The sequence below is a fragment of the Microbispora sp. CSR-4 genome (assembly GCF_008033685.1).
Taxonomy (GTDB): Bacteria; Actinomycetota; Actinomycetes; order Streptosporangiales; family Streptosporangiaceae; genus Microbispora.
Genome location: NZ_VJVX01000050.1, coordinates 1 through 13,793 on the forward strand (window position 1 = coordinate 1; position 13,793 = coordinate 13,793).

The 13,793-nt window shown below is 71.1% G+C and carries 15 protein-coding genes, 1 tRNA gene and 1 pseudogene; 8 read left to right on the forward strand and 9 right to left on the reverse strand.

Annotated features, from left to right (window positions below; all coding sequences use genetic code 11):
* On the forward strand, positions 1-234 hold a 234-nt coding region (locus FLV34_RS29540), incomplete at its 5' end, for an RICIN domain-containing protein (protein WP_147944654.1).
* A gap of 154 nt (positions 235-388) precedes the next feature.
* Here FLV34_RS29540 and FLV34_RS29545 read toward each other — a convergent pair.
* Complete coding sequence (locus FLV34_RS29545) at positions 389-727, reverse strand: Imm51 family immunity protein (RefSeq protein ID WP_147944655.1); 339 nt, start codon at positions 725-727, stop codon at positions 389-391.
* A gap of 168 nt (positions 728-895) precedes the next feature.
* Here FLV34_RS29545 and FLV34_RS29550 point away from each other — a divergent pair.
* The 3 genes and pseudogenes from FLV34_RS29550 to FLV34_RS29555 form a co-directional block, all read left to right on the forward strand.
* Positions 896-1,204: pseudogene (locus FLV34_RS29550) on the forward strand (ADP-ribosylation/crystallin J1); the annotation flags it as partial.
* Positions 1,205-1,999: 795 nt separating this feature from the next.
* Positions 2,000-2,665, forward strand: coding sequence for a HEAT repeat domain-containing protein (locus tag FLV34_RS43460; RefSeq protein WP_328710914.1), 666 nt, complete (start codon positions 2,000-2,002; stop codon positions 2,663-2,665).
* 61 nt (positions 2,666-2,726) lie between these two features.
* Complete coding sequence (locus FLV34_RS29555) at positions 2,727-3,599, forward strand: hypothetical protein (protein WP_147944656.1); 873 nt, start codon at positions 2,727-2,729, stop codon at positions 3,597-3,599.
* A gap of 120 nt (positions 3,600-3,719) precedes the next feature.
* Here the strand turns inward: FLV34_RS29555 and FLV34_RS29560 are convergent, their stop codons facing one another.
* From FLV34_RS29560 to FLV34_RS29570, 3 genes are all read right to left on the reverse strand, one after another.
* Complete coding sequence (locus tag FLV34_RS29560; RefSeq protein ID WP_147944657.1) at positions 3,720-4,901, reverse strand: hypothetical protein; 1,182 nt, start codon at positions 4,899-4,901, stop codon at positions 3,720-3,722.
* A gap of 2 nt (positions 4,902-4,903) precedes the next feature.
* Complete coding sequence (locus FLV34_RS29565; protein ID WP_142649300.1) at positions 4,904-5,215, reverse strand: hypothetical protein; 312 nt, start codon at positions 5,213-5,215, stop codon at positions 4,904-4,906.
* Between the two features lie 351 nt (positions 5,216-5,566).
* Positions 5,567-5,641, reverse strand: a tRNA-Arg gene (locus FLV34_RS29570).
* 128 nt (positions 5,642-5,769) lie between these two features.
* On the opposite strand from FLV34_RS29570, the gene FLV34_RS29575 reads away from it, so the two are divergent.
* Positions 5,770-6,159 (forward strand): response regulator transcription factor, encoded by a 390-nt coding sequence (locus FLV34_RS29575; RefSeq protein WP_261985953.1) that lies wholly within the window; start codon positions 5,770-5,772, stop codon positions 6,157-6,159.
* A 29-nt stretch (positions 6,160-6,188) separates the two neighbouring features.
* Here FLV34_RS29575 and FLV34_RS29580 read toward each other — a convergent pair whose 3' ends face one another.
* On the reverse strand, positions 6,189-6,896 hold the full coding sequence (locus FLV34_RS29580) for an alpha/beta fold hydrolase (RefSeq protein ID WP_142649299.1): 708 nt from the start codon (positions 6,894-6,896) through the stop codon (positions 6,189-6,191).
* A gap of 83 nt (positions 6,897-6,979) precedes the next feature.
* Here FLV34_RS29580 and FLV34_RS29585 point away from each other — a divergent pair, with 83 nt between their 5' ends.
* Positions 6,980-7,573: a TetR/AcrR family transcriptional regulator gene (locus FLV34_RS29585; RefSeq protein ID WP_142649298.1), complete on the forward strand. Its 594-nt coding sequence runs from the start codon at positions 6,980-6,982 to the stop codon at positions 7,571-7,573.
* A gap of 250 nt (positions 7,574-7,823) precedes the next feature.
* Positions 7,824-8,411 (forward strand): DUF5666 domain-containing protein, encoded by a 588-nt coding sequence (locus tag FLV34_RS29590; protein ID WP_147944658.1) that lies wholly within the window; start codon positions 7,824-7,826, stop codon positions 8,409-8,411.
* Positions 8,412-8,475: 64 nt separating this feature from the next.
* Here the strand turns inward: FLV34_RS29590 and FLV34_RS29595 are convergent, their stop codons facing one another.
* The 4 genes from FLV34_RS29595 to FLV34_RS29610 all read right to left on the reverse strand — a co-directional run bounded on the left by FLV34_RS29595 (position 8,476) and on the right by FLV34_RS29610 (position 12,630).
* On the reverse strand, positions 8,476-9,870 hold the full coding sequence (locus FLV34_RS29595; RefSeq protein ID WP_142649296.1) for a glycoside hydrolase family 16 protein: 1,395 nt from the start codon (positions 9,868-9,870) through the stop codon (positions 8,476-8,478).
* A 307-nt stretch (positions 9,871-10,177) separates the two neighbouring features.
* The gene (locus FLV34_RS29600) at positions 10,178-11,557 is read right to left on the reverse strand and encodes a DHA2 family efflux MFS transporter permease subunit (protein WP_142649295.1); all 1,380 of its coding nucleotides are present in this window, start codon (positions 11,555-11,557) and stop codon (positions 10,178-10,180) included.
* Positions 11,554-12,090 carry a PadR family transcriptional regulator gene (locus tag FLV34_RS29605; RefSeq protein WP_142649294.1) on the reverse strand — a complete coding sequence of 179 codons (537 nt, stop codon included), beginning with the start codon at positions 12,088-12,090 and terminating at the stop codon, positions 11,554-11,556. Before FLV34_RS29605 ends, FLV34_RS29600 begins: the two co-directional genes overlap by 4 nt.
* 24 nt (positions 12,091-12,114) lie before the next feature.
* A complete protein-coding gene (locus FLV34_RS29610; protein ID WP_147944659.1) occupies positions 12,115-12,630 on the reverse strand; it encodes an anthrone oxygenase family protein in 516 nt (171 codons plus the stop codon).
* Positions 12,631-12,782: 152 nt separating this feature from the next.
* On the opposite strand from FLV34_RS29610, the gene FLV34_RS29615 reads away from it, so the two are divergent.
* On the forward strand, positions 12,783-13,730 hold the full coding sequence (locus FLV34_RS29615; RefSeq protein WP_142649292.1) for an AraC family transcriptional regulator: 948 nt from the start codon (positions 12,783-12,785) through the stop codon (positions 13,728-13,730).
* Positions 13,731-13,793: the final 63 nt, after the last annotated feature.

A 13,793-nucleotide genomic window follows, 5' to 3' on the forward strand; every position in this document is an offset into this window, starting at 1 on the left:
AACAAGTGCCTGGACGCGTACAACCAGGGCACCACGAACGGCACCCAGGTGATCATCTGGGACTGCAACGGCCAGACCAACCAGCAGTGGAACCTCAACTCGAACGGCACCATCACCGGTGTGCAGTCCGGGTTGTGCCTGGACGCCAACGGCGCCGCCACCGCCAACGGCACAAAGATCATTCTGTGGTCGTGCAACGGCGGCACGAACCAGCAGTGGAGCCTGCACAGCTGATGTGAGGTTCCCTCCAGGCCGCGGGCGGTCGTACACGCACCGCCCGCGGCCCACCCCGCCGACGCCCGCGATTCCCTCCCCTGCCGCTGACCGCTCGGCCCAGCGCATGGGCGTGGGTCGTACGCCGAATCGAGCAGCCGGCAGACGGGGCGGGTCAGTCGTCGAACTCGAACCCGTCCGCCTCGGCGGCTGTGACGAGCCGCCGCATGCGGTCGGCGTCCGCCGCGACGGCCGCCATACGAGTGCCCAATTCCTCCAGCGCGCTCCGGTCCGCTCCGTACGCGCAGAACATGCCGCCTTCGGGGTCGTAGGAGAACCGGCCTTCCAAAGCGGGGGCCTCGGTGCTGACGAGCAGCTGCGCGACACCTTCCCAGAAATATCCGTTCGGCGTGTGACCGAGCTCCTCGATGACGTCGTCAACCTGAGTGGTTCCCGCGTCCAGCAACAGCGAGTATTTTCCCGGGACCGATTCGATCAGCCGTAATGGGTGCATCGGCGCATGCTGCCATTGTCGATCTCACGTCGCAAGGTATGCGGCAGCGATGCCCGCTCGTTATTCAGTGGCCAGAGCCCGGCGGGATCGTGAGACTCGGTTCTCGTGAACGGCAAGCAGAGCGGACCGCGTACGGGCCGGCGGGCCACGCTGAGGTTGTGGCGCCCGGTGGGACCCGCGGAGCTGGCGCTGGTGCATGCCTCGGGGTGGCGGGCCTGGCCGCCTCGGCTGCCCGATCAGCCGATTTTCTATCCCGTGCTGAACGAGGCGTACGCGATCAAGATCGCTCGTGACTGGAACGTCCCGGCGTCGGGGGCCGGTTTCGTCACACGTTTCGAGGTCGACGCCGACTTCGCACGCCGCTATCCGGTGCGGCAGGCGGGCGGCCGGACCATCCTGGAGCTGTGGGTTCCGGCGGAGGAGCTGGAGGAGTTCAACGCTCATCTGGCGGGGACCATCCACGTGGTCCGGGAGTTCCACGCTCCCGGGTATGGCCGGCTGGCGACGCGGGTCGCCGCAGCCGCCGCCGGGCGGGAGCCGGCGGACGAGGTTCTGGCGATGTTGTCGGTGGCCGGGGCGAAGACCTGGATCGGGCTCGACCGGGCACTGCGTACGACGGCGGTGACGTACGGCGGGCATGCGACGAAGGCCCGGCTGCCGGAGGACGAGCGGCTGTCGTCCCTGGTGGCCGGCTGTTCGTGGGACGGCCACCAAAGGGAGTCGGCGGTCGCGGGCCTGGCCACGGCTGCGGACGGGTTGCTGCTGCCCGTCCTGGTGCTGCGGACCGCCGATTGGGTGCCGCAGGTGCGTGAGCGCGCACGCATGTCGCTGACCGCCGCTTTGAAGTCGGCGGAGACATCGGCGTTGCTGGCGGCGGCGAGTGTCGCCACTGCGATCGGATCGTGGGCGCGTGGTGGGCATGCCGTGGAGGCCGTCGCGGAGGCGCTGCGGGCGGCCTCGGACGGCGTGCCGGCGTCGGCCCGTACGCACCAGGACATCGGGGTGCGGCGTCTGGCGTACCGGTTGTGGCTGGAATCCGGCCGTTCCCGGCACGAAGAGGTCATGCGTGCCGCCCTGAACGAACGGGATGTGGTCTGCCGGCTCCTGTGCGCGGAACGGCTCGTGGCCGACGCCGTCCGAGATCGGCGCCTCGACGTGCTGGAAAGGTTGCTGAGGGAGGGAAGCGCGAAGGTCGGGATCGAGGCGCTCACCGCCCTGGTGAAGCTCGGCCGCCCTGAAGCCGGTGAGGCCCATCTGACGCATCGATCGGCGATGACGCGCGCCACCGCGCAGTGGGCGGTCCGCCGCGCGGGCCGCGATCCCGCCGCGATCTACCGGAACGCCCTGGCTGACGACCCACCGGCCGGCCGGGCTCGTGCGCTGGTCGCCGGCCTCGGCGAATGCGGCACGCGTCAGGATGTGGACATACTCCTGCCTTTCCTGGAGCACCCGAGTCCCCGGATGCGGGCGGCGGCCGTACGCGCCGTCCGCCGCCTGGGCGGATCCCCCGTCAGGATCGCCGGAATGCTCGCCGATCCTGCCCCAGTGGTCGTCCGCGCGGTCAAGCAGGCGTTGCGCGGCGAGCCCGCCGCCGTGCCGGCCGTACGGCTGTGGGAACTGCTGGCCGCCGAATCACCGCCGCATGTTCGGCTGGGGGCCTATGAGCAGCTCCGGGCAAAGGACACCTGGACCCGTGTTCACGTCGACCTCCACCTACTGGTCACCCGCGACGTGGAGCTCGGCCACCGGGCACACGCCGACCTGAACGACTGGGCACGCCGCGGCGCCGCGACCGCCTACAACGCGCCGACCAAGGAGATGACACTCCTCCTCGGCCGGTTGGTCGACGCAGCCGAGCCGCTGATCGGCGCCCAGCAGGTGCATCAGCTCCGCTGGATCCTCGAACGCTTTGAGGCACCTCGCGGTGGCGTGTCATGATCGGATGCGATGAGCAATGGATTCCCCTGTGGATGAGGCGCGCCGACATCACCTGAATCAGGTGAACCACGTGCTTCGCCGCCCCGGCATGTTCGGCAGGGATGAGATACCCGAACTCCTTCTGCTGGAGGCGATGGCCGCCGTGGACGGGAGCCTGGAGCGGTGGCAGGCGGAGTGCGATCGGCTAGACGAAAGCCACGCATCCACCGCGACGGGCGTCATGGGCGCTTACAGCGACATCCTGCCCGCCGACGCCCTGCGGGAGGCCACGGCCTCCGTCTACGCCGAGATCGCTCATCGTCTCGGCTGGCTGGAGCTGGATCGGGCGCTGTCGGCGGCGGAGTTCCAGCGGTTGCGCGGCGACATCGGCGGGTGGGTGACGCAGGACCGCACGCTGTCGGAGGTCATCGAGACGTTCGGGCCCCCGTCGCTGTGGATCGGCGGTACAAACCCGTACTTCCCCAAGACCCTCGCCTACACGACCGCCGATCACGACGACGACCTGATCTGCCTGCACCTGTGGAACGCCTTCGCAGCCCGTTTGCGGGGTGTGCACCCCGAACCGGTGCTGCTCGCCGTACGTCATCGGCCGGGCCCCTTCCCCGACGCCTTCTCGTTCACGCCCGAGGGCCTGCGCCGCAGGCCCACCGCCGACCAGCGCAGTCCGCGCAGGCCAGTCGTCTGGATCTTCCACGGTTACGACGCCCGATACGCCTCCGGCGTGTTCGAGACGCTGGACACCGGACTCGCCTGGGCAGGCCAGCACGAGGTGTCCGGGATCCTGACCGAGTACCCGTTCGGCGGCGCATACGACGTCGCGGTCAGCGAAGGCCGCTTCACGCCCTCGAAAGAGCACCACGGCACCGCCGATCACGTCGCCGCCTTCAGCCCGGGGCTCCGTCGCATCCACCTGACCGACGGCCGTCCAGACTAGACGTCCGCTCCGCGAGCCGACCATCGATTCCACCCGCGACTACCAACCCCCGTACACGAAGAAACCCCCGAACCACGTAGGTCCGAGGGTGCTCTCCGTCTCCGGTGCGGGCTGAACCTCTCAGGACCTGACCCGGTCGACGAGCCCCGCTCGATCGAGACGCTCCATGAGGCTGGGCTTACGCGAGTGTTCCCGGCGCAGCGACGTGAGCCGCCGCGTGAACTCCTCCAGCCGAGCGACACGCTCAGCCAGAGTCCGCAGATCCACCAGAAGGTCGACGGCCGCGTCGTATTCGCCCGGCTTCCGAGTGAAGATCAACTTGTCGACGCGTTCCCAGGCCGTGTCCTCGTCACGGGCCAGCGCCGCCAGCCGCTCCTCCCGGGCCGCGGCCCGCTCCCGCTCACGGCGGGCCTCCTCCCCCGCCCGCCGTGCCTTGGCCTGCCGCTCTCGCTCCGCGCGCCGTTCGGCCGCGCCATCCAGCAGTTCGGCCACGGTGCGGCCACCGTCTCCGCTCTCCGCCCCGGCCTTCGGTGCGCCGCGAAACCGGCGCAGCAGCTCCATCCGTACCTGTGCGGTCTCGTCCCGCACGACCCGCACCAGCAAGCGGTCCTTCTCCTTGACCGGCAGGTTCTCGATCCAGGTGGCCAGCTCTCGCGGGTCATCACGATCGGTCGCAAGAGATGGGCTCGCCTCGGCCGCGACCGCGAGCAGGTCGGCATCGAGACGCAGGAAGTCGGCCAGCGCCCGCTGCGGTGCGCTGAGCGAGCCCAGACCTGCCGGCACCGGCGGTTCGAGCTCGTCTTCGAACCCGTAGTCGAAGGCATCCTCATCGCGTTCCCACGCACCGAACGCCGACAGCCAGGCCAGGTAGAGGGGGCGCAGGTCACCGGCGGCGAGCTCGGCCCGGACCCCGATGATCGCCGGCAGCGAGTCCTCGGCCCCGTCGATCCAGTCACCTCCCTCGTCCTCACTGGTGAAGTCGAGGATGAGGTGCTTGCCGAAGACCCACGCCTCTACACCGCCATCGACGCAGTACCGTTCGACCGCGTCCAACCCCAGGACGGCCCGCGGCAACCGGAGCATCATCCGATGCGTGCCCCAGTTGGCCACGTACAGGTGGGCGTCGTAGTAGCGCTCCATCATCCGACGCGGATCACCGCGGAAGGCGCCCCAGTGGTACTCATTGGTGAAGCCGGTGGCGGTGATGCGGGCCCGCGTGGACAGGGCACGGACCTCGGCCTGCTGCCGGGCGTCCAGCGGGCGGTCGACCGCGAGGAACTCGTAGTACTGGTATTCACTCATCGTCAGCGGCACCTGTGCCGGTAGGCCTCTATCCACTCAGAACCCTGGGGCGGCGGATCCGGCAGCGGAAGATCGAGGATGCCGATCGTCTGCTGGTGCCGCCCCCGTACGCAGATCGCGACGATCCCGCTCCCCTCGCGCAACCTGACCTTCTTGACGGTGACCTCCACACCCAGGACGGTCGTCCGGAACGGCGTCACGAGATTGTCCTCGATCATGACGTGGAGCGCGGAGAGCTGCTCATCGTCGTCATAGGCATCCACGGTGGCCTGCTCGACCAGCGCATCCAACTGCGCCCCACTCAACTCCGCCACAGCGCCAAGCGTAACCTCCGGCGGCCATCGCGATGATCGCGTCCGCAGACCTTCAGGCCAGGTACGGCGGGGACGGCCTGGCTCAACGCCGGAGTGGATGCGTCCGAGGCGGGCCGCTCACGTGGGGAACAGCGTGTAGGTGCTCCTGAAGCGCTACGCCAAGTGCCTCGACGGCCGCCAGGAGCAGAACAACCTCCGCATCGAGGCCGCGTTGACCCCGTGAGAGCCGGTCCACAACTGGTCCACAACCAGCGAGCGCCAACGAGAACGGGCGGGACTCCGTGAGACTGGAGGCCCGCCCGTTCCTGTGTTCTTCGCCCTGGTCAGCGGCTTGATCCGCTGGTCAAGGTCTGGTGCCCCCTGCAGGATTCGAACCTGCGCACCCGGCTCCGGAGGCCGGTGCTCTATCCCCTGAGCTAAGGGGGCTCAACCGCTGATAAGGCTACCAGGACTTGAAGGCCCCTCGTGACATCATTACGGCCCGCAGGGAGCGCGGGGATGTAGATCAGCGAAAACCGCGCGCCCGCCCCGTCTCATTGGCTAGCTTTGCCGCCGTGGGCGAGCTTCTGGGACGCGTGCTGGTCGTGGATGACGACGAGGTCATCCGGCAGCTCATAGCGGTCAACCTGACCCTGGAGGGGTTCGAGGTCGAGACCGCGTACGACGGGCAGGACTGCTTGGACCGCGTCCATGACGTGGATCCCGATGTGATCACGCTCGACGTGATGATGCCGCGCCTTGATGGCTGGGAGACGGCCACGCGGCTGCGGGAGGACCCGAGCACCCGGCACATCAAGGTCATGCTCATCACCGCTCGTGCCCAGGAGGACGACCGCAGGCGGGGTTACGACATCGGCGTCGACGCCTATCTCACCAAGCCGTTCGACCCGGCCGAGCTGATCCAGATCGTACGGGACCTGGCCAAGAGCCCCGGCGCGATCTGAGCGGGGCCGGGCGTACGGCACGGGCGTGATCAGGCCGCGCGGACGGACACGTCCTCGGCCGCCTTGTCGATGAAGCGGGCCAGCCGGGCGGGGTTGGCGAGCACGGTGAGATGGCCTCGGCCCTGGATGTGGAAGAGGCTGCCGTCGGCGCAGGCCCGCAGGAACGCCAGTTCGTCGACCCGGAAGTGATCGCGGGCGCCGTTCACCAGCCAGACCCGGCCCGGATAGGCGGCCAGCGAGGCGAGGGGGTCTTCCGCCGTGACCGCCGCGACGACGGACGCCACGACCTCGCTGCTCAGCCCGCCCTCGATCATGGCTTCGCCGGCGGCCCCGGGCAGCATCCGGCGCAGCGCGAAGCGGCTCACCCGGTCGGCGAGCCTGGGATTGCGGGCGGCCAGGCGCCCGGCGAACCGGTAGACGTCCGCCATGGGCCCGTCCGGCCGGGCCGTGCAGCCCATCGCGACCAGGCCGGCGACCAGGCCGGGATGCCGGGCCGCGGTGGCGATGCCCACGTAGCCGCCGAGGGACAGCCCTACGACGAGGGCCCGCCCGCCCATGTCGGCGATCGTCTCCGCGACGACGTCGCAGGCCGCCTCCGTGTCGTACGGCAGGCCGCGGCGGCGGCCGTGGCCGGGCAGGTCGGGCGCGGCGGACGGAGCCCGCAGCAGCGCCCTGACCGGGGACCACATCGTGCCGCTCAACCGGATGCCGTGAATGAAGACCACCGGCAGGCTCATGACGCACCTCCTCCAATCACAACGCAACGTTGCGTTGCATATGTCATTAAAACACAACGGTGCGTTGCAGTAAGCTCCCCCGCATGGCCCCACGTAAGAAGGACGACATCCTCAACGCCGCACTGAGCCTGCTGGCGGAGAAGGGCTACGAGGGCCTGACGATCGAGGGCGTGGCCGAACGGTCGGGGGTCAACAAGACGACCATCTACCGGTGGTGGCCGTCGAAGGCCGCGCTGCTCGGCGCGGCGCTGGTCGAGGCGCGGACGCTCGACTTCGACGTGCCCGACACCGGGAGCCTGCGGGGCGACCTGCAGGCGCTGCTGGACGGCCTGGCCTGGCTGCTGACCACTCCCCCGGCGGCGGACATCGCCGTCGCGGCGCTCGGCGCGGCCGTCAACAGCCCCGAGCTGGCGGAGGCGGCCAAGGGCTTCTTCGCCGACCGGTTCGCCAGGGAGCAGCCGATCTTCGAACGGGCACGGGAACGCGGCGAGCTCGGCGACTCCGCCGACCCGATGATGATCATGGATTTGCTCGCCGGCGCGGTCTGGCTGCGGGTGGTATTCCGGCAATTGCCTCTGGACGATGGCTTTACCGAGCGGGTGGTGAACGCCGTACTCGATGGGGTAGGGCGGCCAGGGGATCCGAAGGCGGGCCGACCGGCGCGGGCCGGCGGCTGACCGGACGGATCGACCTGACGGCCCGGCCGGGAATGCCACTGGCGGGCCCTCCGCGACGGGTTCGCGGTGCCGCGCGCTCCATGCGCGTCCGCGTACGCCCGGCGCGTCCTTCCCGCGGACGTTCCGCGCCACGGTCGCGTCCGCTCACGTCATGCGCGCACATTCCAGCCGCGCCGCCCACGCCAGGCCGCACCGTGCCATGTGCACCGGGTCGTGTCGTGCTCCGGCGCGGGGTGGAGGGAGCACACCGATGACCATCTCCAGCAAGCCGCCGAAACCTCATCGCAGACGGCCCCGGCTTCTGCTCGGAATCGCCGCGGCGCTCACCGTCGCCACCGGAGCCGGCCTCGCCGCCGCGAGCGCACCGGGGCAGGACCAGACGCCGTACGCCCAGGGGGGACAGCTCCGGTCGGGTCCCGAGCAGTTCGGCATGACCGAGCTCGCGCTGCTCCATCTCGGACCGGCCGGCCAGCGCAGCCGGGCCGGCGACTACCAGACCTTCACCAGCCAGACCGGCGCGGTGGAGTCGGTGCGGAGCGGCGCCGTGACGGTGGACGGCCGCACCTACACGGTCGACGAGTCGACCAGGGTCGTCGCGGACTCAAAGGGCCTGCAGGGGATCCAGCAGGGCGACCAGGTGTGGGTCATCGGCACGACCGGCGACAGCCCGCGGGCGATCATCGTCGCGGACGCCAGCCGCCCGGCCCTGCCGGGGCACGGCGGAGGCACCGCGCCCCCGGAGCAGCCCCCGCAGACGCCGACGGCGCCCGCCACGCCGGGCGAGACCGGCACGCCTGAGGAGTCGCCGTCGCCGGAGACGGTCGAGCCCACCGAGTGACGTACGCCCGGCCGTGGGCGGGGACCGGTAGCGGCCCCCGCCCTGGGCGTGACGGCGTGACGGGTCAGGACGTGGCGAACGTGAACCAGTTGAGGTTGACGAAGTCGGCCGGCTGGCCGCTGCTGAAGGTGATGTAGACGGTGTGGGTGCCGGTCGTCGGCGCGATGTTGGCCGGCACGGTCGTCCAGCTCTGCCAGCCGCCGGTGTTGGCGACGGCGAAGTCGCCGATCGGGGTCGCCGTCGGGCTGTCGAGCCTGACCTGTACGAGGCCGCTCACGCCGGCCGCCGCGCCGGAGGCGACCCTGGCCTTGAACTGCCGCGCCGCCGTCGAGCCGAAGTTCACTCCGTCGAAGCGCAGCCAGTCGCCGTTGGAGATGTAGGCGACGTTCTGCCCGCCGCCGGTGTCCTGGGTCGCCTCAAGCTGCGTGCCGCTCTGCGCCTGGTAGTTCTCCGCCTGGATGATAGAGCGCGCGTCCACGCCACCGCCGGTCGGCGGGGGCGAGCTCGGCGGCGGGCTGCTGGTCGCGCCGCTCTGCCACACGGCCACGTAGTCGACCACCATCGGCCGTCCGGACACGGTGGCGGACGTGGGCGTGGAGAACCCGGCGACGCCGTTGGGGAAGCCGCCGCCCATGGCGACGTTGAGCAGGAGGAAGTAGCCGGAGTGGGAGGTCATGTTCGACCACGTCGTGGCGTCGAGCTGGCTCTGGCTGATGCTGTGGAACTGCTGGCCGTCCACGTACCACCGGAGCTGGTTGGGGGTGACGCTGCGGTCCCACTCGAAGCGGTAGGTGTGGAAGGCCGACTGGCAGGTCGAGCCCGGGCAGGCCCGGCTGGCGCCGATGCCGTTGGTCTCGCCGCACGCCCCGCCGGGGTTCACGCCGCAGTGCAGCACGCCCCAGACCGAGTTGATGCCGTTGACGTTCTCCATGATGTCGAACTCGCCGATGGCCGGCCAGTTCTGGTAGTTGCCGCGGTAGGGCGAGCCCAGCGCCCAGAAGGCCGGCCAGTAGCCGAGGGCGGCATTGCCCGTCACGTTCGGCATCTGGATGCGGCCCTCGATCCGCAGGATCCGCCCGGCCTCCGGCTTGAAGTCCGTACGGCGGGTCTCGATCCGGGCGGAGGTCCAGTTCTGGCCGCTGCCGATCGGCGTGATGCGCAGGTTGCCGGAGCCGTCCAGGCTGACGTTGGCCGGGTCGGCCGTGTAGTTCTGGATCTCGCCGGTGCCCCAGTTGCCCGGGCCTCCGGGGTACGAGTGACCGGTGTCGATGATCCAGTTGGTGGACGACGGAAGCGTTCCGGCCGCGCCGTTGAAGTCATCCGACCAGACGAGCGACCAGCCGGACGGCGTCGCGGGCACCGACGCGTCGGCGGGCCGTACGGCGAGGGCCAGGACCGCGGCGGCCACGGCGAGCAGCGCCAGCGCCGAGCGCCGCCATGGGGAGTGGAGCACACGCATGAGTACCTCTCTCCTCGGTCCGGTCGTCGCGGCGGGGGGATTGGGGGGTTGCGGGTGGCCTCACGCAGCGGAGACGGCGAACGTCCGCGGGGCCGGACGGCGGTGTCCGGAGAGGGTCGTGAGGGCCCGCGCACCGCGATCGCGGACCGCTTGAGCGACACTGTCCCCTCTGAATCTCACGCCCGTCAAGAGGATCTGTGAAATCCAAGAGAGCGTTCTCAGCACACGACACCCGGTGTAGGCGGCGATGAGAGAGCGCTCTCCAATTCACTTCCTGCGAGGACCCGGAGGCACCCCGCCATCGATGTCAAGAGACCTGCGGCAGGCGGAGCCTGGTCGCGCCCAGCGTGCCCAGCAGCGCGGTCGCGGCCAGGACCAGGGCGGTCTCGTGGAAGCCCGTGAGCGGCGAGCCCGTCGCCGCGCCGCGGGTGGTGAAGAACGTGACGAGCAGGGCGATCCCGAACGATCCCGCGAGCCGCTGCGCCACGCTGAACAGCGTGTTGGCGTCGGGGACGCGTTCCGGCGCCAGGCCGCCCAGCAGCGAGATCACCAGCGGCTGGCTCGTGAACCCGATGGCCAGGCCGCGTCCGCACAGGACGAGCGTGGTGAGCCACACGGGCGTGTCCGGCGTGAACAGCGCCATCAGCCCGGTCATCACCGTCAGGAGCACCATCCCGAGCACCACCGCGAACCGCACCGACCGCCGCTCGGCCACCCTCTGGCCGAGCGGGGCGGACAGTCCCATGGCCAGGCCCTGCGGCAGGAGCGCGAGCCCGGTGACGAGGCTGGAGTGGTGCTGGATCGTCTGGAGATAGAGCGGCGCGAGGAACAGCACGGCGAACAGCACGACACTCGACACCGCGCACAGCGCGAGGGTCGCCGCCCGCGCCCCGTCCCGCACCAGGTCGAGCGCCAGGGCGGCCCGCGGGCGGCGGCGGGCCCACAGCACGTAGGCGGCCAGGAGCGCCAGACCGGCCGGCCATGACGGGGTGGCCCAGCCGTGGGCCGCCACCCGTTCGACTCCATAGGTCGCCAGCCCGAGTCCGGTCGCCAGCAGGACCAGCCCCGGCAGGTCCGGCCGTACGGCGCGGTCGCCCCGCACGCCGAGACCCGCCCGATAGGCCGCGAACGCGCCGGGCAGGGCGAGCAGCCCGATCGGCAGGTTGATCAGGAAGATCGAGCGCCAGCCGTACGCGCCGATCAGCAGGCCGCCCAGGGAGACGCCGAGGGCGGGCGCCGCGAAGAACGCGAGACCCGCGGCGAGCGGCACCCTGCCGCGCGCGCCCGTCGCGGCTCCGCCCTCCCCGATGAGCAGGCCGATCGCCAGCGGGACGAGCGGCGCGCCGCCCAGGCCCTGCAGTGCCCTGCAGCAGATCAGCGTGCCGGCGTCGGGGCTCAGCGCGCACGCGGCGGACGCGAGCGTGAACAGGACCAGGCTGCCGATGTACGTCGGAACCAGCCCGAACCTTCTGGCCAGGTAGGACGTCAGGCCAAGGCCGACCGCCAGGGCGAGCAGGTAGCCGCTCACGGCCCACTGCACGACGTCCAGAGGCCGGCCGAGCTCGCGGGTCAGGTCGGGCACCGCGAGGTTGACCACCGACGAGTCGACCATCGACAGGATCGGGCCCGCGACGAGCCCGAGCGACATCAGGCGGGTGGGCCCGCCGGCCCCGGCGCCCGTCGTCATGCCGACTCCCCCGGCGACGGCGACCGCTGCGGGAGCGCCGCCTCCAGCTCGTCCAGCCAGGCCAGTTCGAGCCGGTGGCGCTCGATGTTGAAGCGGAGGACGCGCAGGCCCCACGGCTCGTGTCCGGCCGCCGCGGCCATCTCCTCCTGCGCCGCCAGCGAGTGCTCCACGCACTCCCGGCGCACCTCGATGATCCTGCGGCGGTCGAGCTCGGGCAGCAGGTCGAACAGGCCCACCCTGACCTGGAACTCCTCGTCCTTCGTCAGGAGCGTCGTGTCGGCCGTGCCCAGCAGCGCCCGCAGCCGCTCACGCCCCTTGTCGGTGATCCGATAGACGGTCCTCGGCGGACGGCCCGGGGCGGTCTCCTCCGCCACCTTCTCGATCTCACCGCGCTGCTCGAAGCGCCGCAGGGCGGGATAGAGCGTGTTGTTGTTGAGCAGGCCGCCGGTGACGCGTTCGATGTACTTCTTGATCTCGTAGCCGTGCTTCGGCGTGTTGAGCAGCCCTCGGAGGATCACGATGTCGGAGTACACCCGTCCAAATTAACCTAGGTTATGTTAACCGTCGAGGCTCCCGCCGCCCCAGCGGTGGGCGCCATAGGCCATGAGCAGCAGGCTCACCCCGCCGGCCACGGCTCGCCAGGTGTTCCACGTGGTCCACCGGGCCGAGTAGTCCGCCCAGATCCGGGCGGCGGCCTCCGCCGGGTCGCCGTGGGCCGCGGCGGCGGCCAGGGCGTTGTTCATCGGCACGTTCACGGCGCCCGTGACCAGGAGCACGCCGACGACGTACACCGCGGCCGCCGCGAAGAACGGCCAGGCCGCGCCGGAGCGAGGGGGGGCCAGCAGCAGGCCGCCCGCCCCCGCCGCGGCCACCGGGGCGAGGAGGAACGCCGCCAGGAACACCGGGTTCTGGATCTTGATGTTGACGGCGTTCATCGCGTCGATCGCCGAGGAGGCCGGCGCGGCGTTCAGGCCCGGCATGACCCCGACCGAGAACCCGAAGAACGTGCCCGCCATCCCGGCGGTCATCAGCATGGACAGGCCCGCCGCGACGGCGGCCAGAAGGTATGTCATGACGCCTCCGCCACGGCCCGGGCGCGGACACCGGCGGTGGAGATGAGCGGATTGTGCGCTGTCGTAGTCATGGCGATCAGTCAACCGGCGGGCCGCTCCCGGCGACATCGCCGAGACGCTCGACCGCATATGCGGCCGTCTACGATCTGGCCATGGACGCGCTGGCCGATCTCCTCGACGGCCCCCGGGCGCGGGGAGCCTTCCTGCTGCGGGCGACCCTGAGCCCGCCCTGGTCACTGCGAATCCAGGACGAGGCGCCGCTGTGCCTGGTCGCGATGGTGCGCGACCAGGCGTGGATCATGCCCGACGACGACCGGTCCGTACGGGTGGGGCCCGGCGACGTGGCGGTCGTACGCGGCCCCGGTCACTACACGGTCGCCGACGACCCGGCGACCACGCCGCAGGTGGTGATCCACCCCGGGCAGGTGTGCACCACCCCGGACGGCCGCGCCCTGTCGGGGGAGATGGACCTGGGCACGCGCACCTGGGGCAACGACCCGGACGGGTCGGCCGTGCTGCTCGTCGGCGCCTACCAGATGCGCGGCGCGGTCACCCGGCGGCTGCTGGCCGCGCTGCCCACGCTGCTGGTGCTGCGCGGCGACTCGTGGGACGGCTCCCTCGTCACGCTGCTCGGCAAGGAGATCGGCAAGGACGAGCCGGGCCAGGAGGTGGTGCTCGACCGCCTGCTCGACCTGCTGCTGATCGCCGTGCTGCGCACGTGGTTCTCCCGGCCGGACGCCCAGGCGCCGGGGTGGTATCGGGCGCACGGCGACCCGGTGGTGGGACCGGCGCTGCGGATGCTGCACGCCGACCCGGCGCATCCCTGGACGGTCGCCGAGCTGGCGGGCCGGGCGGGCGTCTCCCGCGCCGCGCTGGCGCAGCGGTTCGCGAAGCTGGTCGGCGAGCCGCCGATGGCCTATCTGACCGGGCTGCGGCTGGCGCAGGCGGCCGACCTGCTGCGCGAGACGGACGCGACGCTGGAGGCCGTGGCGCGGCGGGTCGGCTACGGTACGGCGTTCGCGCTCAGCGCGGCCTTCAAGCGGGAACACGGCGTGAGCCCGCAGCGCTATCGGGAGACCCTGACCCGCCCGGCCGGCTGAAGCCGCGCGGCCACACCCGCCGATTCGCACGGACATCCCTCCAGCAACGCCCCAAGCGAGAGA

Coding starts and splice junctions, on each gene's coding strand:
- FLV34_RS29545 (WP_147944655.1), bottom strand. CDS start 727: ATGCACCCATTACGGCTGATCGAATCGGTCCCGGGAAAATACTCGCTG.
- FLV34_RS43460 (WP_328710914.1), top strand. CDS start 2,000: ATGACGCGCGCCACCGCGCAGTGGGCGGTCCGCCGCGCGGGCCGCGAT.
- FLV34_RS29560 (WP_147944657.1), bottom strand. CDS start 4,901: ATGAGTGAATACCAGTACTACGAGTTCCTCGCGGTCGACCGCCCGCTG.
- FLV34_RS29580 (WP_142649299.1), bottom strand. CDS start 6,896: ATGAGCCTGCCGGTGGTCTTCATTCACGGCATCCGGTTGAGCGGCACG.
- FLV34_RS29585 (WP_142649298.1), top strand. CDS start 6,980: ATGGCCCCACGTAAGAAGGACGACATCCTCAACGCCGCACTGAGCCTG.
- FLV34_RS29590 (WP_147944658.1), top strand. CDS start 7,824: ATGACCATCTCCAGCAAGCCGCCGAAACCTCATCGCAGACGGCCCCGG.
- FLV34_RS29595 (WP_142649296.1), bottom strand. CDS start 9,870: ATGCGTGTGCTCCACTCCCCATGGCGGCGCTCGGCGCTGGCGCTGCTC.
- FLV34_RS29600 (WP_142649295.1), bottom strand. CDS start 11,557: ATGACGACGGGCGCCGGGGCCGGCGGGCCCACCCGCCTGATGTCGCTC.
- FLV34_RS29610 (WP_147944659.1), bottom strand. CDS start 12,630: ATGACATACCTTCTGGCCGCCGTCGCGGCGGGCCTGTCCATGCTGATG.
- FLV34_RS29615 (WP_142649292.1), top strand. CDS start 12,783: ATGGACGCGCTGGCCGATCTCCTCGACGGCCCCCGGGCGCGGGGAGCC.